Raw genomic sequence first — 22185 nt, 5'->3', positions numbered from 1 at the left:
CGCGCTCACGTCCGGTCCGGCGCGGGCAGCGGCAGATCCCGGCCGAGCACGCCGAACGGCCGCTCGTCACCGGGGAAGTGGAAGTGACGCAGCACGTCGACGAAGCCGAACCGGCGGTAGAGCCGCCAGGCCCGCGACGCCTGCTCGTCCGCCTCCGGGGTGGACAGCAGCGTGGTGTCGCCCTCGGCCATGGTGAGCAGCGCCCGGAGCTGGCGGGCGCCCAGGCCGTGCCCCTGCGCCGGCGGCCGGACGTGCAGCTCGACCACCTCGAACGGGTGGCCCAGCCAGCGCTGCCGGGCCTCCGCCTTCAACGCCCGGTGCACCTGGTCGTGCCACCACTGGCCGGTGGCGCCGAGATAGCCGTACCCGAAGCCGGCCAGGTGCCCCTCCGAGGTGAGGCTGGCGACGGCGCGGAACCCGGGCCGTCGGACGTGGGTGGCGATGTAGCCGCGCCGGGCCTCCAACAGGTCGGCGCGGTAACCCATCGCCTCGCCGTAGACGGCCACCACGTCGTCCAGCCGCCGGACCAGGTCGTCCGGCGTCCAGCGCACCAGCCTCATGCGTTCCCTCTCGCCGAGTCGGGGTCGCCCTCGGCGGCGACCCAGCCGAGCACCGTACGGTCGCCGACCACGTCGCCCACCGCGAACCGCGCGAACAGTTCCTCCGCGTACCAGCCCTCGGTGGGGGTGCGGGTGATCGCGGCGCGGTGCTCGGGGGAACGGTACGCGAACGCGACCAGGTCCGTCGGATCACGCCACACGCTCACCGTGCCCTGCCAGCCCAGCGGCGCCTCGCCGACCCCCAGCCGGGCGAGCAGGCCGGGCGCGGCGTGCAGCTCGGCGGCGACCGGCGGGATCGCCCGCCAGAACGTGGCCGCCCGGCGGGGCCGCAGCCGGGCCCGGGTCAGCGCCAGCACCGGCCCGGTGACCCGCCCGCCGGTCGGCGTGCCGAACGGCTCGTGCCCGGACCACCGGCCCCGGCTGGTCAGCGGGCGCAGGTCCAACCGGACGGCAGCGTGGGCGATCCGGGCCCAGGAGCGGGCGACCGGGGAGGCGTCGAAGCCGGCCGCCGCGCCGGGGGAGTCCCAGACCACGAGCGCGGCCCAGCGGGTCAGGTCGGCGTCGCCCGGCCCGAAGCCGGTGCCGGTCCCGGTGCCGAGCAGCTTGGCGAAGCGGACGCCGGGCAGCCGGCGCAGCCGCGCCGGGTGGGTCGCCATCCGGGCCAGCGCCCCGGGCAGGGACCGCCGGGGTACGCGCCACACGTGCAGCGTGACCAGGTCGGGGTTCACGCCACCTCGGCCGGGGCGCCGCCGGTGATCCGCAGCAGTTCCGCGTACGTGGTGGGGAACACCGCCTGCGGTACGCCGCCGGCCGCCCACACCTCGTCGTACCCGGCGAGGGCGGTGTCGACGACGGTGCGCAACGGCCCGGGATGGCCGACCGGGGCGACCCCGCCGATCACCTGCCCGGTGTGTCGCTTGACGAAGTCCGGGCTGGCCCGGCGCAGATGGGTCACGCCCAGCGTGGCGGCCAGACCGGCGGTGTCCACCCGGTGCGCGCCGGAGGTGAGCACGAGCAGTGGCGCGTCGTCGGCGTCGAAGACAAGCGAGTTGGCGATGGCGCCGACGTCGACACCGAGCGCCCCGGCCGCCGCGGCGGCGGTGTGCACCGCCTCTGGCAGCAGACGAACGACGCTGGCCCGGCCGGACCCGTCGAGCGCCCCCGCCCCGTCGAGCGCCAGTTGCACCGCCCGCACATTCGGATGTGGCTGCATGCCCCCCATTCTCCCCCACCCCTCTCCCACCCCACCCCACCCCGCCCCCGCCCTCGCCCTGGCGATCATGAAGTTGACGGCGATGTGGATCTCTGTCGGGGCCGTCAACTTCATGATCGCCGCGCCTCGGCCCGAGGGCGTCTCTTGTGGGCTTGATCAAGGAGTTTGCGTCGAGGTTCGACCTCGGTGATGACGCAAACTCCTTGAACACCCGGTTGGCGCGGCCCGCCTCAGCGGCCCGGCCGACCCCTCACTCACTGGTCAACGGGTTGCGCGGGTGGTGATGAGGGCTTCGATGCCGTCGAGGATGCGGGTGAGGCCGAAGTCCAGGGTGGGGTCGGGGGAGAAAGCGGTGGGGGCGGGGGGATCGGTCAGGGCGGCGGCCAGGGCCGGGAAGCGGGTCTCGCGACCGCGTACCAGCGCGGCGAACGCCGCCTCCCGGCCGGAGTCGGGTGGCAGGCCGGCCAGGTTGCGGGCGTGCCCGACCAGCAGCGCCGCCACGTCGAGCCGCTCGTGGGCGGTGAGCCCGGTGCCGGCGAGCGCGGCGACGACGCGTTCCACCCAGGACAGCTCGTTCGGCCCGGGCAGCCGGGCGCCCACGGCCGCCGCCTGGGCCCAGGGGTGCCGGCGGAACCGTTCGACCAGCCGCCGGGTCCAGTCGTCGAGCTGCACGCGCCACCCGTCGCCGGCCGGCGACGGAATGCCGGGTGCGGTCCGTCCGGCGTCCGAGCCGGCGTCCGCGTCCGAGCCAGCGTCGACCGGTGGCGGCTCGCCCAGCGCCGCGTCCAGCATCAGGGCGACCAACTCGGCCCGGCCCGGCACATAGCGGTAGAGCGCCATCTTGGTGACGCCCAGCGTCTCGGCGACCCGCTGCATGGTCAACCCGTCGAGCCCTTCGGCGTCGGCGACGGCGATGCCGGCGCGGGCCACGGCGGCCGGCGACAGGGTGGGGCGCGGCCCGCGCCGAGGCCCGGCCGGCATACCCCAGAGCAGCTCGAACAGCCGCTTCTTGTCCACCTCGCCGGCCCGCACGGTTGCCCTCCCACCTCCGGCGGCCCGGGTCCGCCGTCAGGCAGAGGATACGGTGGCCCGCCCGGGCCAGCCCGGGGTCGCCCGGACCCGGCCGTCGGCGGTCACCAGCAGGGCCGCGTACCCGTCCAGGGTGGCCAGCCAGTCCGGCGCGTCCGCGCCGCCGGCGACGGCCGCGGTCGCGTACACGTCGGCCCAGAGCAGGTCCGGGCCGACCACGGTGACCGACCGGACGGCCTGGGCCGGCCGGCCCGCGCGCGGGTCGGTGATGTGCGTGCCGCGCCGCGCGGTGCCGGAGGTGGCGACCGCGCCGCCGGTCCGCTCGACCACGTCGAGCATCCGCTCCGGCCGGTCCGGGTCCTCGATCCCGATCCGCCAGGCCGGCCGGTCCGGCGCGGCCCGCAGCAGTACGTCCCCGCCCGCGTTGAGGCACAGGTCGTGGCCGTCCAGGTCGGTCAGGTGCCGGGCGGCCCGTTCCACCGCCCAGCCCTTGACCAGGCCGGACGGGTCGAACCCGAGGCCACCGAGCGGCAGCGGCAGCCGGCGGGCGTCGAACCGTCCGCCGGTACGCGCGCGGGCCGCCTCGCAGAGCCCGGCCACCTCGCGTACCAGCGGGTCGGCGGTGGCCGCCGGGCCGGGCGGCGCGCCCCGGAGGCGGCCCAGCACGCTGTCCGGACGGTAGGTGCTGAACACCGTGTCGGCGGCGCGCAGCTCGGCGAAGACCCGCGCCACCCGTTCCTCGACCGCCCGGGTACGCACCCGCGGGCCGCGCAGGTGCACGCTGATCGGCAGCCCCATCACCTGCTCCACCCAGGCCCGCCGGTCCGGCCCGCTCACCGCAGGTGCGCCGCGTCGATGGCGGACTGGAGCGACTCCCGGTAGCCGTCGCTGGTGACGGTGGCGCCGGAGACGCTGTCGATCCGGGCGCTCTGCGCGGTCAGGGCCTCCTGCCGCAGGATCGGCACCGCGTAGTCGTTGATCTCCCGGTCCCGCCGGTTGCCGTCGGGCACCCGGACGGCCGTCACGTCGGTGATCTTCCCGCCGGAGACGGTGATCCGCACCTGCACCGGCCCCCATCGGGTCTGCGCCACCGATCCGGTCGCCGTGCCGCTCGCACCGCCGCCGATGCTGCCGCCGTCGGACCCGGTGCCGCCGTCGGACCCGGTGCCGCCCTCGGGCCCGGTGCCGCCGCCGGCGGGGTCGGAGCTGCCGCTCCACGAGCTGCCGCCCGGGTCGCCGCCGGTGGCGACCGCGCTGGTCTCCCCGCCCGCGCCCATGGTGCTGGTCCGGTAGCTGAACAGCAGCACCAGCGCGGTCACGGTGGACAGCAGCCAGATGGTGATCCGTCGCACGGATCCTCCCTTCGCGCCCGTCACCAGGCGAAGCGTTCGTGATGGACGTGGGCGTCGGGCACCCCGGCCGCGCGGGTCGCGGCGCGGACGGCGTCGACCCAGCCGTCCGGCCCGCAGAGGAAGACGTCGTGCCCGGCCACGTCGGGGGAGAGCCGGCGCAGCGCCTCGGCGTCGGCCAGCCCCTCGGCGTACGCGGGCAGCCAGGACGGCCGCGCCGCCCGCGGGCCGACCAGGTGGTGCACGACCAGCCCGCGCTCGGCGGCCAGCCGGTCCAGCTCGTCGCGGAAGGCCAGGTCATCAGCGGTACGCGCGCGGTAGGCGAGCACCGCCTGGCCGGGCGCGTACGGCAGCTCCCAGAGCAACGCCAGCAGCGGGGTGAGGCCGACGCCGCAGGCCAGCATGGTGAGCCCGCCGCCGCGCCAGTGCTGTCCGGTGAGCCGCCCGTACGGCCCCTCGATCAGCACCCGGGTGCCGGGGCGCAGGGCGGCCACCCGGGCACTGCCGTCGCCCAGGTCCTTGACCGTGATCCGCATCAGGTCCCCGTGCGGCGGCGCGGACAGCGAGTACGGGTGGGCGCGGGACCAGCCGGGGCCGTCCAGGAACCGCCAGAGCAGGAACTGCCCGGCCCGTACCGGCAGCCGGTGCAGGTCCCGCCCGCGCAGCCAGACCGAGGTGATCCCGGGCGCCTCGGGCACCACCGCGGCCACCTCGACCCGGTGCCGCAGCGAGCGCCAGGCCGGCACGCCGAGCCGCCAGATCAGCACGCTGGCCAGGGCCAGCAGGTAGACCGTCCACCAGTAGGCGCGGGCGAGCGGCGAGGCGAGGAAGTCGGCGCCGGTCCAGAGCTGGTGCGGCAGCGCCAGCGCGACCCCCAGGTAGGCGTAGAGGTGCAGCAGGTGCCAGGACTCGTAGCGCAGCCGCCGCCGGGCCGCGCGGACCGAGGTCACCACCACCAGCGCCAGCAGCGCCAGCGCCGCGGTGGCCAGCAACATTCCGGGGTACGTGAGGACCAGGTCCCAGGTCTCGGCGAGCACTCCCTGACGGGCGGTGCCGGCGTACCCGAGGACGGTCAGCAGCACGTGCGCCAGGAGCAGGTGGAACGAGACGAAGCCGGCGAGTCGGTGCCAGCGGGCGATCCGGTCCTGGCCGAAGCGGCGCTCGAACAGCGGCACCCGGGCCATCAGCACCACCTGGATCAGCATCAGGTCGGCGCTGACCAGACCGGCGAGCCGGCCGAGCGAGGTGAGCCCGGTGGCCGCGCCGGCCAGCAGCTCCTGCACCCCGCGGTCGGCGGTCCACAGGGCGGTGACGACCAGCAGGCTGAGCACCGCGAGACTGCCGGCGACGTCGGCCCACCAGGTGGGAGCGGCCGGCGGGACGGGGCGTACGGCCGGTCGGCCGGCCACGCCGGCGGTCACCGGAAGATCTTTTCGGTACGGCGGACGCTCATGGGGTAAACCGTGGGCCGGTGAGTTCCGGTTCTCCTTTGCCGGGGCTGTGCCCCGGCTGAGAATCGCGTCGCCCACCCGGCGTGTCTCCGGTGCGTCACACGTTGCGTTTTTGTCGGCGGGGAGGTGTACTGTCAGGGCAGTTAGAACGAGTGTTCGATTCGGTCGCGGTTGATCCAGTCCCCGCGCGATCGGGTCGCACACCGTCAGCAAGCTCCGGAAGCGGTGTTTCGCGGCACCGGCTTCCGGAAGGTGCGGCTCCGCGGGCCGCACCGGGCTTCGGACGTCGCGAGTCCGAGCCCATCTGGCAGGTCGTCGCCCGCCGCCCACGACCCCCGGGTGGCGGGCGACGGACCCGCCGGCACGCCGGCCGGGTGTGGGTGTGGGGAAGCGTCCCCACCCGGCCGGCCGCCAACACCGGTGCGTCTTCCTCCGCACCGACCGCTCCGGGCGACCGGGCGACGGTTCCCCGTCGCGCGACCGCCCGCCCCGGCCACACGCGGAGGAGAGACCCATGCCGACCAGTCCGGCCCAGGCGCCCACGGTGCCCGCGCACGTGCTGCCGCACCGCACCCCCGCTCAGCTGCTCGTGGTGGCCCGCGACGGGTTGGCCGAGGCCGCCCGCACCCGCCCCGACGGCCTCCGGTATGCCGCCGCCCACCTCGCGGCGCTGCGCGCCGCCGCCGCCGTGCTCGCCGCCCGCGCCCGCCCCGCGCCGACCCGGCGCAACCGGGTCACCAGTGTCTGGGTGCTGCTCGCCACCGTCGCCCCCGAGCTGGACGAGTGGGCCGCCCTCTTCGCCGCCGGCGCGAGCAAGCGGGCCGCCGCCGAGGCCGGCATCCCCCGGGTGGTCACCGCCCGGGAGGCCGACGACCTGCTCCGCGGCGCCGAACAGTTCGTGACCGTGGTGGAGTCCGCGCTCGGCCTGGCGCACCAACCGGCGCTCGACGGCCTGCACCGGCCCCTGGCTGCCGTGCCGCGTCGCGGGACGGCCGCCGCCTGAGTCGTGGCGCCCGGCCGCCATCGGCGGGACCCGGGTGGCCGGGCGCCGCTCCCCACGGCACGCGCGTGCCGACCGCAGATCCACCGCATCACACGATCCACAGCACTGCTGATCCACAGCGCCACCCACGGGCCGGGCCCGGGGCAGAACACGACGGGGGGTTGGTCCGATGGCGGGCCGCATGGTGGTCGGTTCCGCCGCCCTGGCCGAGCTGGTGCGTCCGGCGAGCACGCCCGACCCGGCCGGCGGCCACCGGGTGCTTCCCGTCCGGGCCGAGCTGACCGGGTTGCTGCCCAACCGCGGGCTGCGGCGCGGGAGCACCGTCGCGGTCGGCGTCGGCCGGCCCCGGCACAGCGGCGCCACCTCGCTGATCCTCGCCCTGCTCGCCGAGGCGTCCCGGGCCGGCTCGTGGTGCGCCGTGGTCGGCGTACCCACCTTCGGGGCCGGTGCGGCGGCGGAGGCCGGGATCGCGCTGGACCGGCTCGCCCTCGTGCCCGACCCGGGGCCGGAGTGGCCCACCGTCGTGGCCGCGCTCATCGACGGGATCGACGTGGTGGTCACCGCCGTGCCGACCTCGGTCTCCGCCTCGGTCTCCGCCCGGCTGGCCGCCCGGGCCCGGCAGCGGGGCAGCGTGCTGGTCCCGTACGGCCGGTGGGACGGCGCGGACGTGACGCTCCAGGTGGTTCGCGGCGTCTGGCAGGGGCTCGGGCCGGGCCGCGGTCGGTTGCGCCGCCGCGAGGTGACCGTCTCGGCCCGCGGTCGGGGCGCTGCCGCCCGGCCCAAGGAGATCAAGGTGTGGTTGCCCGGCGACGAACTGACCCGGGTGATCCCGCGCTCGACCGGGCCCGCCGTCCCACCCACCGTCCCGGCCCGCCGGCTGCGCGTGGTGACCCCGGTGGGAGGTTCGCGTGAGCGCGAGGAGTGAGCCGGGTTTGCGAGCCCCGCAGTCGCGAGCTGAGGTGGGCTCCGTGAGCGCGAGGAGTGAGCCGGGTTTGCGAGCCCCGCAGTCGCGAGCTGAGGTGAGCCCGTGAGCGCGAGGAGTGAGCCGGGTTTGCGAGCCCCGCAGTCGCGAGCTGAGGTGAGCCCGTGAGCGGCGGCCCGCCGCGTGCCCTGCTGCTCTGGTGTTCGGACTGGCCCGTCCTGGCCGCCGAGATCGTCGACGGGGTGCCCGCCACCGACCCGGTCGTGGTGCTGCACGCCAACCGGGTGGTCGCCTGTTCCGAGCGGGCCCGGGCCGAGGGGATCCGGCGCGGGCTGCGCCGGCGGGAGGCGCAGGGACGCTGCCCCCGGCTCACCGTCGTCGACCACGACCCCGGCCGGGACGCGCGGGCGTTCGAGCCGGTGGTGGCCGCCGTCGAGGAGGTGGTCGCCGGGGTCGAGGTGATCCGACCCGGCGCGTGCGCCACCGCCGCCCGGGGGCCGAGCCGCTACCTCGGCGGCGAGGAGGCGGCGGCCGAGCGGATCGTCGAGCATGTGGCCCAGAGCTGCGCGGTGGAGAGCCAGGTCGGCATCGCCGACGGGGTCTTCGCGGCCGGGCTGGCGGCCCGGGAGGGGCAGATCGTGCCCGCCGGCGGCACCGCGGAGTTCCTGGCCGGCCGTCCGGTCGAGGCGCTCGGCCGGCCCGCCCTGGCCGACCTGCTGCGCCGGCTCGGCGTACGCACCCTCGGTGACTTCGCCGTGCTGCCCGCGGGGGACGTGCTGGCCCGGTTCGGTTTCGACGGGGCGTTGGCCCACCGGCTCGCCGCGGGGCGGGACGACCGTCCGCTGGCCGTCCGGCAGCCGCCCGCCGACCTGACTGTCACCGCCGAGTACGACGAGCCGATCGACCGGGTCGACGCCGCCGCGTTCGCCGCCCGGACGCTGGCCGAGAGCCTGCACGAGCGGCTGGCCGCGTACGGTCTGGCCTGCACCCGGATCGGCATCGAGGCGGTCACCGCGCACGGCCAGGAACTGCACCGGGTGTGGCGGCACGACGGCCTGCTCACCGCGGCGGCCATCGCCGATCGGGTCCGCTGGCAGCTCGACGGCTGGCTCTCCGGCAGCAACGGCCGGGGCGGGGCCCGCCCGACCCGGCCGACCGCCGGGATCATCCGGCTGCGGCTGGTGCCGGACGGCGTGCTCGCCCAGGCTGGTCTGCAACCCGGCCTGTGGGGTGAGGCCGGCGCGGAGCGGGAGCGGGCGCACCGCGCGTTGCACCGGGTGCAGGGCATCCTCGGCCCCGAGGCGGTGGTCACCGCCGTCCTCGGCGGCGGGCGCTCCCCGGCCGACCAGGTGCGCCTGGTCCCGTGGGGCGACGAGCGGGTGCCCGCCCGCCCCGGCCCACCACCGCTGCCGGCCCTTCCGCCGCCGGGCGTCACCCCACCCGTCCCGCCGGTCGGTTCCGCCGATTCGGGCGGGATGGCGGTGCGGGCCGGTCGCCGGGCCGGCCGGGTCAGGGTGGTGCCCGAGCCGCCGTGGCCGGGTCGGATCCCGCCGCCGGCACCGGCCGTGGTCCTGCCCGTCCCGCTGCCGGCCGAGGTGCACGACTCGGCGGGGGAACCGGTCGTGGTGAGCGCCCGACTGGCGGTCAGCGCGGCGCCGGCCCGGCTGACCGTGGGCACCGGCCGGCCGGCCGAGATCGCCGGATGGGCCGGTCCGTGGCCGGTGGACGAGCGCTGGTGGGCGCCGGCCGAGGCTCGCCGCCGGGCCCGGTTCCAGGTCTGCCTGGCCGACGGCACGGCCCTGCTGCTCGCGGTCGAGGGCGGGCAGTGGCTGGTGGAGGCCGTCTATGACTGAGCGGAGTGCCGCGCCGCGTTGGTATGCCCCCCTGCCGCGGCGGGCCGGCAGGGAAGATCTTGGAAGCTCGTGGCCCCTCGGGGGGCCGAAATCTTCCAAGATCTCGGCGGGCGCCGGGTGGGGGAGCGCGGCGTGAGCTTCCACAATCCGAGGATGCCCTGGTCGAAGCTGGAGCAGGTGCTCTCCGGGCGGGCCGAGGGTGGGCGGGCCGACGGTGGGCGGGCCGAGGGTGGGCGGGCCGACGGTGAGCGCCACCTGCACGTGGTCGACCCGCTCGCGGTCGACGCCGACGGCGGTGACTCGCCGGCCTGGAGTCGCAAGCGCCAGGAATACCGGCCGCCGGAGCTGGCCCGCCCGGACGACGCGGTGCCCTACGCGGAGCTGCACGCGCACTCCAACTTCAGCTTCCTCGACGGGGCCAGCCACCCGGAGGAGATGGCCGAGGAGGCCGCCCGGCTGGGGCTCACCGCGCTCGCCGTCACCGACCACGACGGCTTCTACGGCGTGGTGCGCTTCGCCGAGGCGGCCCGCGCGCTGCGGCTGCCGACGATCTTCGGGGCGGAACTGTCCCTCGGGCTGCCCGGTCCGCAGAACGGCGAGCCCGACCCGCTCGGCCGGCATCTGCTGGTGCTCGCGCACGGGCATGAGGGGTACGCGCGTCTCGCCGCCACCGTCTCCCGGGCCCAGTTACGCGGCGGGGAGAAGGGCCGCCCGGTCTACGGCGAGCTGGAGCAGATCGCCGAGGAGCTGCGCGACCACGTGCTGGTGCTCACCGGCTGCCGCAAGGGGCACGTGCCGGCCACGCTGCTCGCCGACGGGGTCGACGCGGCGGCCCGGGAGCTGGACCGGCTCACCGCGCTGTTCGGCGCGGAGACGGTGGCGGTGGAGCTGACCGACCACGGTCACCCGGTGGACGCCGACCGCAACGACGCGCTCGCCGACCTGGCCGCGGCGGCCGGGCTGCCCACGGTGGCCACCAACAACGTGCACTACGCCACCCCGGGCCGGCGTCGGCTGGCCACCACCGTGGCCGCGGTCCGGGCCCGGCGCAGCCTCGACGAGATCGACGGGTGGCTGCCCGCCGCGGCGACCGCCCACCTGCGCAGCGGCGCGGAGATGGCGGCGCGCTTCGCCGCGTACCCGGGGGCGGTGGCGCGGGCCGCCGAGTTCGGCGCGGAACTCGCGTTCGACCTGCACCTGGTCGCGCCGCAGTTGCCGGCGTACCCGGTGCCGGCCGGGCACACCGAGATGAGCTGGCTGCGCAAGCTGACCATGGACGGCGCCCGGGAGCGCTACGGCCCGCCCGAGGCGCACCCGGAGGCGTACGCGCAACTGGAGCACGAGCTGCGGATGATCGACGAGCTGGGCTTCCCCGGCTACTTCCTGGTGGTCTACGACATCGTCATGTTCTGCCGCGAGCAGGACATCTACTGCCAGGGCCGGGGGTCGGCGGCCAACTCGGCGGTCTGCTACGCGCTGCGCATCACCAACGTGGACGCGGTCCGGCACCGGCTGCTGTTCGAGCGCTTCCTCGCCCCGGAACGGGACGGACCGCCCGACATCGACGTGGACATCGAGTCCGACCGCCGGGAGGAGGTGATCCAGCACGTGTACGCCCGCTACGGCCGGGAGCACACCGCCCAGGTCGCCAACGTCATCTCGTACCGGCCGCGGTCGGCGGTGCGGGACGTGGCCAAGGCGTTCGGTTTCTCGCCCGGCCAGCAGGACGCCTGGAGCAAGCAGATCGACAGGTGGGGCTCGGTCGCCGCGGTCGACGTGGCGGACATCCCCGAGCAGGTGGTCGCGTACGCGAACGAGTTGCAGACGTTTCCCCGGCACCTGGGCATCCACTCCGGCGGCATGGTGATCTGCGACCGGCCGGTGATCGAGGTGTGCCCGGTGGAGTGGGGCCGGATGCCCGGCCGCAGCGTGCTCCAGTGGGACAAGGACGACTGCGCGGCCGTCGGCCTGGTCAAGTTCGACCTGCTCGGCCTCGGCATGCTGTCGGCGCTGCACTACGGCTACGACCTGATCGGAGCCAGCCTGGACCTGGGCGGGATGACGCTCGACGACCCCGAGGTCTACGACATGCTCTGCCGGGCCGACTCGGTGGGTGTGTTCCAGGTGGAGAGCCGGGCGCAGATGGCGACCCTGCCCCGGCTCCGGCCCCGCGAGTTCTACGACCTGGTGGTGGAGGTGGCGTTGATCCGTCCCGGCCCGATCCAGGGCGGCTCGGTGCACCCGTACATCAGGCGCAAGAACGGCCAGGAGCCGGTGACGTACGCGCACCCGCTGATGCGCAACGCGTTGGAGAAGACGCTCGGCGTGCCGCTGTTCCAGGAGCAGCTCATGCAGCTCGCCATCGACCTGGCCGGGTTCGACGCGGCCGGGGCCGACCAGTTGCGCCGGGCCATGGGGGCGAAACGCTCGGTGGAGCGGATGGCGCAGATCGCCGACCGGCTCTACGCCGGAATGGCCGAGCGGGGCATCACCGGTGAGCTGGCCGACGACGTCTACCGCAAGCTCACCGCGTTCGCCAGCTACGGCTTCCCGGAGAGCCACGCGATGAGCTTCGCCTACCTGGTGTACGCCAGCTCGTGGCTCAAGCGCTACCACCCGGGCCCGTTCCTGGCCGCGCTGCTCAACGCCCAGCCGATGGGCTTCTACTCACCGCAGACGCTCGCCGAGGACGCCCGCCGGCACGGCGTGGAGGTGCGCCGGCCGGACATCAACGCCAGCGGCGCCAAGGCGGTGCTGGAGTCGACGCCGCAGACCCGCTGGGGCAGCCTGCCCGGGGAGCCGCCGCACGCCTGGGGGCTGGGCGGTCCGGCGGTCCGCCTCGGGTTGGGCAGCGTCCGTACCCTCGGCGAGGACGTGGCCGAGCGGATCGAGACGGAGCGGACGGCGCACGGGGCGTACCGGGACATGCCGGACCTGGCCCGCCGCGTCGGTCTCACCGCCGCGCAGCTGGAGGCGCTGGCCACCGCGGACGCCTTCGCCTGTTTCGGGTTGACCCGGCGGCAGGCCCTCTGGGCCGCCGGCGCGGCGGCGCAGGACCGGCCCGGCCGGCTGCCCGGCACGGTGACCGGCGCCGACCCGCCCACCCTGCCCGGCATGGCGGCGGTGGACCGGCTGGTCGCCGACGTCTGGGCCACCGGCCTGTCCCCGGAGAGCCACCCGGCCCGGTTCATCCGGGACCGGCTCGACGCGCTGGGCGCGGTGCCGATCGCCCGGCTCGGTCAGGTGCCGCCGGGGCAGCGGATCCGGGTCGGTGGGATCGTCACCCACCGGCAGCGGCCGGCGACCGCCGGCGGGGTCACGTTCCTCAACCTGGAGGACGAGACCGGGATGCTCAATGTCACTTGCTCCCCGGGGTTGTGGCAGAGATACCGTCGAGTCGCCCGCACCAGCGGAGCACTTGTGGTGCGGGGCCGGTTGCAGCGGCACGAGGGCGTCACGAACCTCACCGCGGACCGGCTGGACGCGATCGAGCCGCCCGTCACGCCGGCGTCCCGGGATTTCCGTTGACCGTAGTGATCCACATTACGGTTTCCCGGGGCCGGACGCGGGAGACTCCCGGACACGGGTGGGCAGAGCGGCCCACCCGGGTATGGGGGATGACCAGATGACCTTTCAGCGCACGTACCCCGGTGGCGTGGCCAACGCCCGACGGACCCGCCTGGGCGCCGGTTGGGCGCCCACCCACGAGATCGAGCCGCGCGAGCACCAGGTGACCGACGGCCCGGTGGCCAACGCGCAGCGCTCCCGCGGCGCCGAGGAGGACCCGGCCGGCGGCGGCGAGTCCTGACCCCGGGCCGGGGGGTGACCGGCCCTGATGGCCATGGCTGGTCCTACTGGCCATGGCCGCACGGCCCTCACTGCGTTCGGTGCGTTTGGCCATGGCTGGTCCTACTGGCCATGGCCGCACGGCCCTCACTGCGTTCGGTGCGTTTGGCCATGGCTAGGCTCGGCGGCGTGGAGCAGACCCGAACCCTCACCCCCCGCACCGCCGTGATCTGGACGGTGCTCCGGGCCGAGCTGGACCGGCGGGCCGGCGAACGACTCTCCGTGCTCGACGTCGGCGGCGGGACCGGCGGCTTCGCCGTGCCGCTCGCCGAGGCCGGCCACCAGGTCACCGTGGTCGACGCCAGTCCCGACGCGCTCGCCGCGCTGACCCGCCGGGCCGCCGAGGCCGGGGTCGCCGATCGGGTACGCGCCACGCAGGGCGACGCCGACGCGCTCGCCGGGCTTGTCGAACCGGCCGCGGTGGACCTGGTGCTCTGCCACTCCGTCCTGGAGGTGGTCGACGACCCGGAGCCGGTGACCGCGGCGCTGGCCGCCGCGCTGCGCCCGGGTGGCGCGGCGAGTGTGCTCGTCGCCGCGCGGGCCGCCGCCGTGCTCGGCCGGGCGATCAACGGTCAGCTCGACGCCGCCGTCGCGCTCGCCGCCGACCCGCAGGGCACCGCCGGCGGCCGGGACACCCTGCGCCGTCGCTACGACGCCGACGGCGCGGGCGCGCTGCTCACCGCCGCCGGGCTCGTCGTCGAGGAGATCCACGGCGTACGCGTGCTCGCCGACCTGCTCCCGGCGGCCGTGGCGGACGGTCAACCGGCCGCCCTGCTGGACCTGGAGTGCGCCCTGGCGGCGAAGCTGCCGTACCGGGACCTCGCCGCCCAGTTGCACCTGTTCGCCCGCCGCCCGGCATGACCGGCCCGGCGCCGGGTCCGCTCGACCGGGTCGCGCCCCGCTACGACGGTGGCAGCCTGGTCGACGTGCTGCCCAGCGCGCTGGCGCTGCTCGGGGTGCCCGGCGCGGTCGACCGGCTCGGCCTGGCCCCCCGGCTGGCCGGGGTACGCCGGATCGCCGTGCTCCTGGTCGACGGGCTCGGCTGGTACCAGATCCCCACCGCCGCCCGGTACGCGCCGACGCTGGCCGGGCTGGCCGCCGCCACCGGCGTCCCGCTCACCGCGGGTTTCCCGTCCACCACCCCGACCAGCCTGGTCGGCCTCGGCACCGGCGTGCCGCCGGGCGCGCACGGGGTGCTCGGCTTCACCGTCCGGGTGCCCGGCACCGACCGGGTGCTCACCCACGTCGACTGGGCCGGCGACCCCGACCCGTCCCGCTGGCAGCCGGTGCCCACCTGGTACGAGCGGGCCCGCGCGGCAGGCGTGGCGGTGACCGTGGTGAGCCGGCCCGAGTTCGCCGGTAGCGGTCTCACCCTGGCCGCCAACCGGGGCGGCGACTACCGGGGCGCGACCGGGGTCGACGCGCTCGCCGCGCGGATGCTCACCGCGTTGGCCGCCGGCGCCGGTCCCACCCTGGTCTCCGGCTACCACCCCGACCTCGACCGGCACGGGCACCTCAGCGGCGTCGACTCCGTACCGTGGCGGACCGCCGCCGCCGAGGTGGACGCGTTGCTGGCCCGGCTGGTGGACGGACTGCCGCCGGACGCCGCGCTGCTGGTCACCGCCGACCACGGCCAGCTCGACGTGCCGGCCGGGCACCGGTTCGACCTGGACGCCGATCCCCGGCTGCGGGCCGGGGTGCGGGTGGTGGCCGGCGAGCCCCGGGTCCGCTACCTGCACACCGAGCCGGGCGCCGAGGCCGACGTGGTGGCCGCCTGGACGGCGGTGCTCGACGGCGCGGCGGACGTGCTGACCCGCGCCGAAGCGGTGGCCACCGGCTGGTTCGGGGCGGTGCCCGAGGCGCACCTGGCCCGGATCGGCGACGTGGTGGTGGTCTGCCGGGACACGTACGCGGTGGTCGCCACCCGCTCGGAGCCGCCGATGGCGTCGCGGCTGGTGGCGTACCACGGGGCGGACACCGCCGCGGAGATGACCGTTCCGCTGCTCGTGGTCCGGGGCTGACCGCCGGGTCGTTGTCGGACCGGCGGGTTAGCCTGCGGGGCATGGGGCGCAGCCAGTCATTGCCGCGGGGCGGCGGAGACCCGCGCTTCGGGCCGGACGCCGACGACACCGGCTGCCCGATCCTGCACGTCGACATGGACGCGTTCTTCGCCTCGGTCGAGGTGCGTCGCCGTCCCGAGCTGCGCGGTCGGCCGGTGGTGGTGGGTGGTGTCGGTCCGCGCGGGGTGGTCAGCTCGGCCAGCTACGAGGCCCGACAGTTCGGCGTACGCAGCGCCATGCCCACCGCCCGCGCCCGCGCGCTCTGCCCGGGCGCGGTCTACCTGCCGCCCGACTTCGGCGCCTACTCGGAGGCGTCCCGCGCGGTGATGCGGATCTTCCGGGACGTCACGCCGCTCGTCGAGCCGCTCTCGCTGGACGAGGCGTTCCTCGACGTGGCGGGCGCCCGGCGGCTGTTCGGCCCGCCGGCGGCGATCGCCGCGCTGATCCGTCGCCGGGTGGCCGAGGAACAGCGGCTGACGTGTTCGGTCGGCGTCGGGCCGAGCAAGTTCGTGGCGAAGCTCGGTTCCACCCGGGCCAAACCGGACGGCCTGCTCGTGGTGCCCGCCGACCAGGTGCTGGAGTTCCTGCACCCGCTGCCGGTGTCGGCGCTGTGGGGGGTGGGGGAGCGGTCGGCGGACGCGCTGCGCCGGCTCGGCCTGCGCACCGTGCGTGACCTGGCCGAGGCGCCGCCCGGCCTGCTGCGCCGGGCGGTGGGCGAGGCGTCCGCCACGCACCTGCACGAGCTGGCCTGGGGGCGGGATCCGCGCGGGGTGTCCCCGGAACAGGTGGAGAAGTCGATCGGCGCGGAGGTCACGTTCGACACCGACGTCACCGACCCGGTGGAGATCCGGCGGGCCCTGCTCGCCCTCGCCGACAAGGCCGGCACCCGGCTGCGGGCGGCCGGGCAGGTGGGGCGCACGGTGTCGCTGAAGGTCCGGTTCGCCGACTTCCGCACGGTGAGCCGCTCCCGCACCCTCGCCGTGCCGACCGACACGGCCCGCGAGATGTTCGACACGGCCTGGGCGCTCTGGGGCGTTCTCGCCCCGCGCGAGCCGGTTCGCCTGGTGGGCGTGCGGATGGAAGGGCTCGCCGTGGCGGAGGAGACACCACAGCAGCTCACCCTGGGTGCGCCGGAGCGCGGCTGGCGGGAGGCGGAGGCGGCGGCCGACGCGGCGGCTGCCCGTTTCGGGCGATCCGTCATAGGTCCGGCCAGTCTTCTCGGGCGGCGTGATAAGCACCGAGTCGAAAAACCGACCCGGCCGTAGGTCGTCCCGCTTTCCGACGCGCGAGCACCCTCGTAGACTTGCGGGTAAGCAGCCGGTTGGCTGCCACGGTCTGTCGGCCCGACCGGGCCGACCAACGTGACCGGGGAGGAGTGCCGTGCCGCTCTCGGAGCACGAGCAGCGGCTGTTCGAGCAGATCGAGCAGTCGCTTGCCGAGGATCCCAAGTTCGCCTCGGCTGTGCGCGCCAGCGACCCGCGTTTCCACGCGCGGCGTCGCGTGCTCGTCGCTGCCGGCGTGGTCGTCGTTGGTCTGGCCCTGTTGATCTACGGGGTCGTGATCAAGATTCCTGCGGTGGCCGTGGCGGGCTTCGTCGTCATGCTGGCCTCGTCGGGCTACGCGGTGCAGTCGCACCGCCGGTCCCAGACGCCCGACCTGCACGTGGTGGGCGGCACAACGACAAGCCGGCGTCGTCCCCGTGGCCGCAGCAGCGGCGGCCGTCGGGGCTCCTTCCTCGACCGGATGGAGGACCGTTGGCGGCAGCGCCCGGAGGGCCACCGCTGACCGCGATCCACCGCTGACCGAGGCGGGCCGCGACGGACGCCTGCCGGCGTGTGCCGGCAGGCGCACTCCCCGCGCGCCCTCCCGTCCCCTCCCCGTCCTCCCCTGATTCACTGGGGGGTGGGTCAGCGGGCCAGCAGGCGACGGGGATTCCAGCGCAGCAGCCGCTGCCGTACCTGACCGGTGGTGATGACCAAGCGGGCCGACCGCTCGGCCAGGGCGGTCCGCCACCGGATCAGCACCGACGGCGGCAGCACCGCCGCCAGCAGCCGGGTCCGCCGGCTCGCGCCGGCCGCGAGAGCCCCGCGTACCGTCCGCAGCGCCGGCTGCAACTCCGCGCCGGTCAGCGGGTCCCGGGCGTAGCGGGCCCGCTCCTCGGCCCGGCCCAGCAGTCGTACCCCGGTGGCCGCGCCCGCGTCCTCGACAAGCGCCTCCCGGGCCAACCGCTCCGCGGTCGCCCGCGGGGTCTCCGTGCCGTCCACCGGGACGTGGAAGTCGACAAGCGTGTCCAGCAACTCGTCCCAGACGGCGTGCGCGTCGGCGCGGGCCGCCTCGGCGTCCACCCCGACCACCACCTCGCGGGTCTCGCCCCGCTGCCCGGGCACGGTCACGGCGGTGGCCGCCGGCACGGTCGCCCGGACCCGGCGCCGGCGGCGAAGCGCCGAGCGGCGCAGGGCCGGTACGGCGAGCAACGCCAGCAGGGCGAGCGCCCCGGCCAGCCACCACGGCCAGACCGGCGCCCGCCGGGTCGGCCCGCTCTCGCCGAGCGCCAGACCCTGGTCGGCGTCCTTGTCCAGGCGGTCCGGCTCGTTCGGGCCGGCGGACGGGTCGACCCCACCGGGTGCGGCGCTGCTGCCGGGCGCGGGGGCGTTCTCCTCCGGGGCGTTCGTGTCCGGCGCCCAGGACGACCGGACCGCACCCGGGATGCTCGCCGCCGGCGTGGCGTCGAACGGCACCCAGCCGATGCCGCCGAAGTAGACCTCGGTCCAGGCGTGCAGGTTCTGGTTGGTGAGCACGTAGGTACCGCCGTCGACGTTGCTGCCGTTGGTGAACCCGACCGCCACCCGGGCCGGTACGCCGGCCTCCCGGACCAGCCAGGCCATCGCCGCGGCGTACTGCTGGCAGTAACCCACCTTGGTGGCGAGGAAGTCGGTGATGTCATCCCCGCTGCTGCCGTTGCGGGTGGACAGCGCGTAGGTGAAGCCGTTCTCCACCGAGAAGTAGTCGTAGACCGCCCGCACCTTGTCGTAGTCGGTCTGCTTGCCCTTGACCAACTGCTTGACCAGCCGCTCGACGGCCGGCACGGACGGCCTGGCGGTCTGCAGCGTCATGATCCGGCTGTCCGAGGGGAGGGACGGCGCGGCGCGCAGCGCCGACGGGCTGAACGTCGACCGCACGTAGTCGAAGGAGTAGCGCTTGCCCCGGGCGTTCTCCCGGTTGGAGAACACGACCTGCTGGTTCGGGTCGTACAGCCAGTAGTTGCTGAGGTCGTCGGTGTCGACCGGCTCGGCGTAGACCGGCAACAGCGGCATGTTCAGGTTCTTGGTCACCTCGACGGTGGCCCGGTAGCGCTGCTGCTCGACCCCGCGGGGCGCGCGCTCGCCCGGGTCGGGCAGGCCACGGGTGACCGCCCGGCCGGTGGGCACCCGCGCCTGGAAGCCGTTCGGCCGCAGGTCGTCCACCACGCCGAGGCGCAGATAGAACGGGTCGGGCTCGTTGGTGGTGACCTTGACCAGGTCGAACCGCTCGCTCTGGTTGAGCTGACCGCTGAGCGCGGCGAACAGGTCGACCCGGCCCGGGCTGCCGCCCTGACCGGGCCGGCCGTTGCCGTCGCCGTTGCCGGCGCCGACGGTGCTCATCAGGCCGCCGGTCATCCCCGGTACGGCCAGCGGCACCGCCACCGCCACCGCCACCCCGACCACGGCCAGCCGGCGGCCGGCCGCGGCCAACGGCGACGCCTCCCAGACGTCGACGTCACGCCCCTCGCCGGTGAACCGGCGACCGAACCGGCGCACCCGGTCGACGTTGTCGGTGACCAACAGCCACAGGTAGCCGGCGGCGCCCACCACGAACGGGGTGGCGGGGACGCTGTCCACGTAGACCGCCACCGGCACCGAGTAGATGGCCAGCATCGGCAGCCCGGCCAGCGCCGGCCGGCGCAGCCCGACCGCGAGCACGTCCACCACCACGGCCACCGCGCCGATACCGAGCACGGCCAGGAAGAGCAGCGAGTCGACGTCGGGCACCTCGACGCCGTACGTGCGCATGTCCTCGAGCGAGGACGAGAGCAGGTCACCGAAGTGGACGAACGTGGCCGGGGTGGGCACGAACGCGAACACCTCGGTGCCACCCGGGAAGACCCACGTCAGGCCCAGGGTCAGGCCACCCAGCATGGCCAGCAGCTGACCCCACAGCGGGGCCCGGCCCAGCCGGCTCAGCGCCGCCGCGCCGGCCACCACGGAGACCACGATGGCCGCCTGGACCAGCCACGTCCAGCGTTCGAAGATCGCCGACAGCGGGGCCGCCGACAGCAGGGTCGCCGCCGCGGCGACGAAGCCGATGTTGCGGTGCGGGGTCACCTGACCACCTCTCGGTTATCGCATGCCGCCGGCGACCGTCTCGGCCAGCGCCGCCCGCAGGGCGAAGCCCTGGGAACCGCGGCCGGCCTGCGGCCACAGCGCCGGCAGCCGGTTGCCGTGCTCCACCCCGATCACCCGCCAGCCGCTCTGCAGCAGGGCGAGCGCGGAGCTGCCGTGTGCCCGCTCCGCCTCGGCCCGTGCCTTCGGCGGCAGGTTCAGCCAGGTGTTGCTGTCGAGCAGGAACGCCACGCAGGTGGCGCCGTTGCCACGCAGCCCGGCCAGCAGCTCCGCCTCGGCGTCGCCGAGCGTGCCGAGGAGCGCGATGATCAGGCCGCCGTCGGCCCGCTGCCGAACCTGCTGCACCAGCGTGGTGATCTCGCCCCGCCGGTCGAGGTGCACCTCGGCCAGGTGGTCGAGGAGCAACCCGTCGCCGCCGGCCTCGGTGGCGCCGACGTCGGTGCCGGCGCCGGTGACCAGGCGCAGCTTGTAGCCGGCCTGACGCAGGTGCACGGCGATGCTGGCGGCGGCGGAGACGGCCCACTCGAAGCTGGCCGTCGGGCCCTCGCCCCGGTGGCCGGCGGCCCGGGTGTCGAGCACCACTGTCGCCCGGCTCTCCCACGGCTGTTCCTCGCGGCGCACCATCAGCTCGCCGGTGCGGGCGGTCGACTTCCAGTGCACCCGGCGCAGGTCGTCGCCCATCCGGTATTCCCGGGTGGCGGCGTCGTCCTCGCCGTGCACCGCCACCGAACGCGCGCGGCTGTCGCCGCTGCCGGCGTACTCACCCGGCAACCGCACCGCGGGCAGCGGGGTGACCTGCGGGATCACGGTGAGGTGGTCGGTGCTGGGGAAGGACCGGGTCAGCTCGCACAGCCCGAACGGGTCGGTCAGCCGGATCACCAGCGGACCCACGTCGTAGCGGCCCCGCACGTCCGCGCGGACCGTGTACGCCACCGAGCTGGCCTGGTGCGCGCCGAGTCGCTCCAGCACCACCCGGGGCCGGCTCCCAAGCGCGTACGGCAGGCGGTCCTCCAGCAGCAGCGTGCCGGTGGGCAGGCGGGACAGGTTCTGCAGCCGCAGCACCACCCGGGAACTGGCCCCGACCGGCACCCGGTGCGGTTCGAGCGTGCGGTTGCAGGCCAGCTTGTAGCGGCTGCGCCCGACGTACGCGGCGGCGAGCAGCGGCAGGACGGCGAGCAGGACGGCCACCCGGAGCAGGTCCTTCTCGCCGAGGATGCCGGCGGAGATCGCGGCGGCGACCGCCGCCGCCAGGAAGGAGCGGCCGCGGGTGGTCAGCCCGCGCAGGCCGTCACGCACGTCACGGCCTCCGCGGCTCGTACGGCCCGCGGCCGTTGCCGCTCCCGGGCCGGGTGTCGTACGGGGAACGCTGCCGGTCGTGCGGCAGCGGCAGGCGGTGCACCAGTTCGGCCACGATCGCGTCGGTGGTACGCCGGGCCAGCTGCGCGTCCGCGGTCGGGATGATGCGGTGCGCCAGCACCGGCACCGCCAGGGTCTGGAGGTCGTCCGGAAGGACGTAGTCGCGGCCCTCCAGGGCGGCCACCGCGCGGGCCGTGCGCAGCAGTTGCAGGGTGGCCCGCGGGGACGCGCCGAGTCGCAGGTCGGGCGCCTCGCGGGTGGCGGTCACCAGGTCGATGGCGTACTGCTTGACGGCGTCGGCGACGTGCACCTGACGGACGTGGCCGATCAGCCGGCGCACGGTGGCCGCGTCGGCGACCGGCCGCAGCGCCGGCAGCGGGTCGGTGGCGCCGTGCCCGTCGAGCATGGCCAGCTCGGCGCTCGGGTCCGGGTAGCCCATCGCGATGCGGGCGGTGAACCGGTCCCGCTGCGCCTCGGGCAGCGGGTAGGTCCCCTCCATCTCGATCGGGTTCTGCGTCGCGATCACCATGAACGGGGTCTGGAGCTGGTAGGTCACCCCGTCGACGGTGACCTGCCGTTCCTCCATGCACTCGAGCAGGGCCGACTGGGTCTTCGGCGAGGCCCGGTTGATCTCGTCGCCGACCACCAGGTTGGCGAAGACCGCGCCCGGGCGGAACTCGAAGTCGTGGGTCTCCTGGTTGTAGACGCTCACACCGGTGACGTCGCTGGGCAGGAGGTCGGGGGTGAACTGGATGCGGCGGACCGAGCAGTCGATGGAGCGGGCCATCGCCTTGGCGAGCTTGGTCTTGCCGACGCCGGGAACGTCTTCGATGAGGAGGTGGCCCTCGGCCAGCAGCACCGCCAGGGCGAGCCGGACGGTGGCCGTCTTGCCCGCGATGACCTGCTCGATGTTGGCCACGACGGCTTCGCTGGCGGCACGGAACTCGTCGTGCGGCAGCAGACCGCCCACCTCGTCCCAGGTCTGTTGTGTCACGGGCCTCCTCCTCGTCGCCGGAACGGCAGCTCTGTATAGAGCACCTGGACCCGCCGTTGGGTTCGCGACGCCGAGCCTCGTCTGCCGCACGCATCTCACTGGCCTCTCAGGCTAACCATGTTTCTCGTCAACGCCGACTCCCGCAGGTGGTCGGTCGGTTACACCCGGAA

The 22185-nt window shown here is 75.5% G+C and carries 19 protein-coding genes; 9 read left to right on the top strand and 10 right to left on the bottom strand.

The genetic code is table 11. The annotated features are described in order from the left end of the window. Positions 1–5: 5 nt before the first annotated feature. The 7 genes from O7613_RS16975 to O7613_RS16945 form a co-directional block, all read right to left on the bottom strand. Positions 6–560: a GNAT family N-acetyltransferase gene (locus O7613_RS16975; protein ID WP_281587429.1), complete on the bottom strand. Its 555-nt coding sequence runs from the start codon at positions 558–560 to the stop codon at positions 6–8. After that, positions 557–1288: a monooxygenase gene (locus O7613_RS16970; protein ID WP_281587430.1), complete on the bottom strand. Its 732-nt coding sequence runs from the start codon at positions 1286–1288 to the stop codon at positions 557–559. The genes O7613_RS16975 and O7613_RS16970 overlap by 4 nt, the downstream gene beginning before the upstream one ends. Next, on the bottom strand, positions 1285–1773 hold the full coding sequence (locus O7613_RS16965) for a YbaK/EbsC family protein (RefSeq protein WP_282289272.1): 489 nt from the start codon (positions 1771–1773) through the stop codon (positions 1285–1287). The genes O7613_RS16970 and O7613_RS16965 overlap by 4 nt, the downstream gene beginning before the upstream one ends. A 261-nt stretch (positions 1774–2034) precedes the next feature. Beyond that, complete coding sequence (locus tag O7613_RS16960) at positions 2035–2805, bottom strand: TetR/AcrR family transcriptional regulator (RefSeq protein WP_282289271.1); 771 nt, start codon at positions 2803–2805, stop codon at positions 2035–2037. A gap of 36 nt (positions 2806–2841) precedes the next feature. Then, positions 2842–3639 (bottom strand): FAD:protein FMN transferase, encoded by a 798-nt coding sequence (locus O7613_RS16955; protein WP_281587433.1) that lies wholly within the window; start codon positions 3637–3639, stop codon positions 2842–2844. Continuing rightward, positions 3636–4154 (bottom strand): FMN-binding protein, encoded by a 519-nt coding sequence (locus tag O7613_RS16950; RefSeq protein WP_281587434.1) that lies wholly within the window; start codon positions 4152–4154, stop codon positions 3636–3638. The genes O7613_RS16955 and O7613_RS16950 overlap by 4 nt, the downstream gene beginning before the upstream one ends. A gap of 20 nt (positions 4155–4174) precedes the next feature. Then, positions 4175–5572, bottom strand: a complete 1398-nt coding sequence (locus O7613_RS16945; RefSeq protein WP_281587435.1) for a ferredoxin reductase family protein — start codon at positions 5570–5572, stop codon at positions 4175–4177. Positions 5573–6116: 544 nt separating this feature from the next. Here O7613_RS16945 and O7613_RS16940 point away from each other — a divergent pair. The 9 genes from O7613_RS16940 to O7613_RS16900 all read left to right on the top strand — a co-directional run bounded on the left by O7613_RS16940 (position 6117) and on the right by O7613_RS16900 (position 17071). Next, positions 6117–6605 (top strand): SAV_6107 family HEPN domain-containing protein, encoded by a 489-nt coding sequence (locus tag O7613_RS16940; RefSeq protein ID WP_281587436.1) that lies wholly within the window; start codon positions 6117–6119, stop codon positions 6603–6605. A gap of 169 nt (positions 6606–6774) precedes the next feature. After that, positions 6775–7530 (top strand): hypothetical protein, encoded by a 756-nt coding sequence (locus O7613_RS16935; RefSeq protein WP_281587437.1) that lies wholly within the window; start codon positions 6775–6777, stop codon positions 7528–7530. 161 nt (positions 7531–7691) lie between these two features. Continuing rightward, positions 7692–9380 carry a DNA polymerase Y family protein gene (locus tag O7613_RS16930; protein ID WP_282289270.1) on the top strand — a complete coding sequence of 563 codons (1689 nt, stop codon included), beginning with the start codon at positions 7692–7694 and terminating at the stop codon, positions 9378–9380. Positions 9381–9512: 132 nt separating this feature from the next. Continuing rightward, complete coding sequence (locus O7613_RS16925) at positions 9513–12908, top strand: error-prone DNA polymerase (RefSeq protein WP_282289269.1); 3396 nt, start codon at positions 9513–9515, stop codon at positions 12906–12908. Between the two features lie 97 nt (positions 12909–13005). Beyond that, positions 13006–13188, top strand: coding sequence for a hypothetical protein (locus O7613_RS16920; RefSeq protein ID WP_281587440.1), 183 nt, complete (start codon positions 13006–13008; stop codon positions 13186–13188). A 149-nt stretch (positions 13189–13337) separates the two neighbouring features. After that, on the top strand, positions 13338–14087 hold the full coding sequence (locus O7613_RS16915; RefSeq protein WP_282289268.1) for a methyltransferase domain-containing protein: 750 nt from the start codon (positions 13338–13340) through the stop codon (positions 14085–14087). Next, on the top strand, positions 14084–15247 hold the full coding sequence (locus O7613_RS16910) for a nucleotide pyrophosphatase/phosphodiesterase family protein (RefSeq protein ID WP_282289267.1): 1164 nt from the start codon (positions 14084–14086) through the stop codon (positions 15245–15247). Before O7613_RS16915 ends, O7613_RS16910 begins: the two co-directional genes overlap by 4 nt. Before the next feature lie 41 nt (positions 15248–15288). Continuing rightward, positions 15289–16551, top strand: coding sequence for a DNA polymerase IV (locus tag O7613_RS16905; protein ID WP_282289266.1), 1263 nt, complete (start codon positions 15289–15291; stop codon positions 16549–16551). 115 nt (positions 16552–16666) lie between these two features. After that, entirely contained in the window at positions 16667–17071 is a 405-nt protein-coding gene (locus O7613_RS16900; RefSeq protein ID WP_281587444.1) for a DUF3040 domain-containing protein, read from the top strand. A gap of 122 nt (positions 17072–17193) precedes the next feature. Here O7613_RS16900 and O7613_RS16895 read toward each other — a convergent pair whose 3' ends face one another. Genes O7613_RS16895 through O7613_RS16885 form a run of 3 tightly spaced genes read right to left on the bottom strand, consistent with a single transcriptional unit; the run spans position 17194 to position 22015 of the window. Continuing rightward, positions 17194–19647 carry a DUF3488 and transglutaminase-like domain-containing protein gene (locus O7613_RS16895; RefSeq protein WP_281587445.1) on the bottom strand — a complete coding sequence of 818 codons (2454 nt, stop codon included), beginning with the start codon at positions 19645–19647 and terminating at the stop codon, positions 17194–17196. Between the two features lie 15 nt (positions 19648–19662). Then, positions 19663–20961, bottom strand: a complete 1299-nt coding sequence (locus O7613_RS16890; RefSeq protein ID WP_281587446.1) for a DUF58 domain-containing protein — start codon at positions 20959–20961, stop codon at positions 19663–19665. A gap of 1 nt (position 20962) precedes the next feature. Continuing rightward, complete coding sequence (locus O7613_RS16885) at positions 20963–22015, bottom strand: MoxR family ATPase (RefSeq protein WP_282289265.1); 1053 nt, start codon at positions 22013–22015, stop codon at positions 20963–20965. Between the last annotated feature and the right edge of the window lie 170 nt (positions 22016–22185).

It is taken from the genome of Micromonospora sp. WMMD975 (assembly GCF_029581215.1).
GTDB lineage: Bacteria > Actinomycetota > Actinomycetes > Mycobacteriales > Micromonosporaceae > Micromonospora.
Note: the sequence above shows the minus strand (reverse complement) of the source record. Positions and strands in the feature narration are given on the sequence as shown.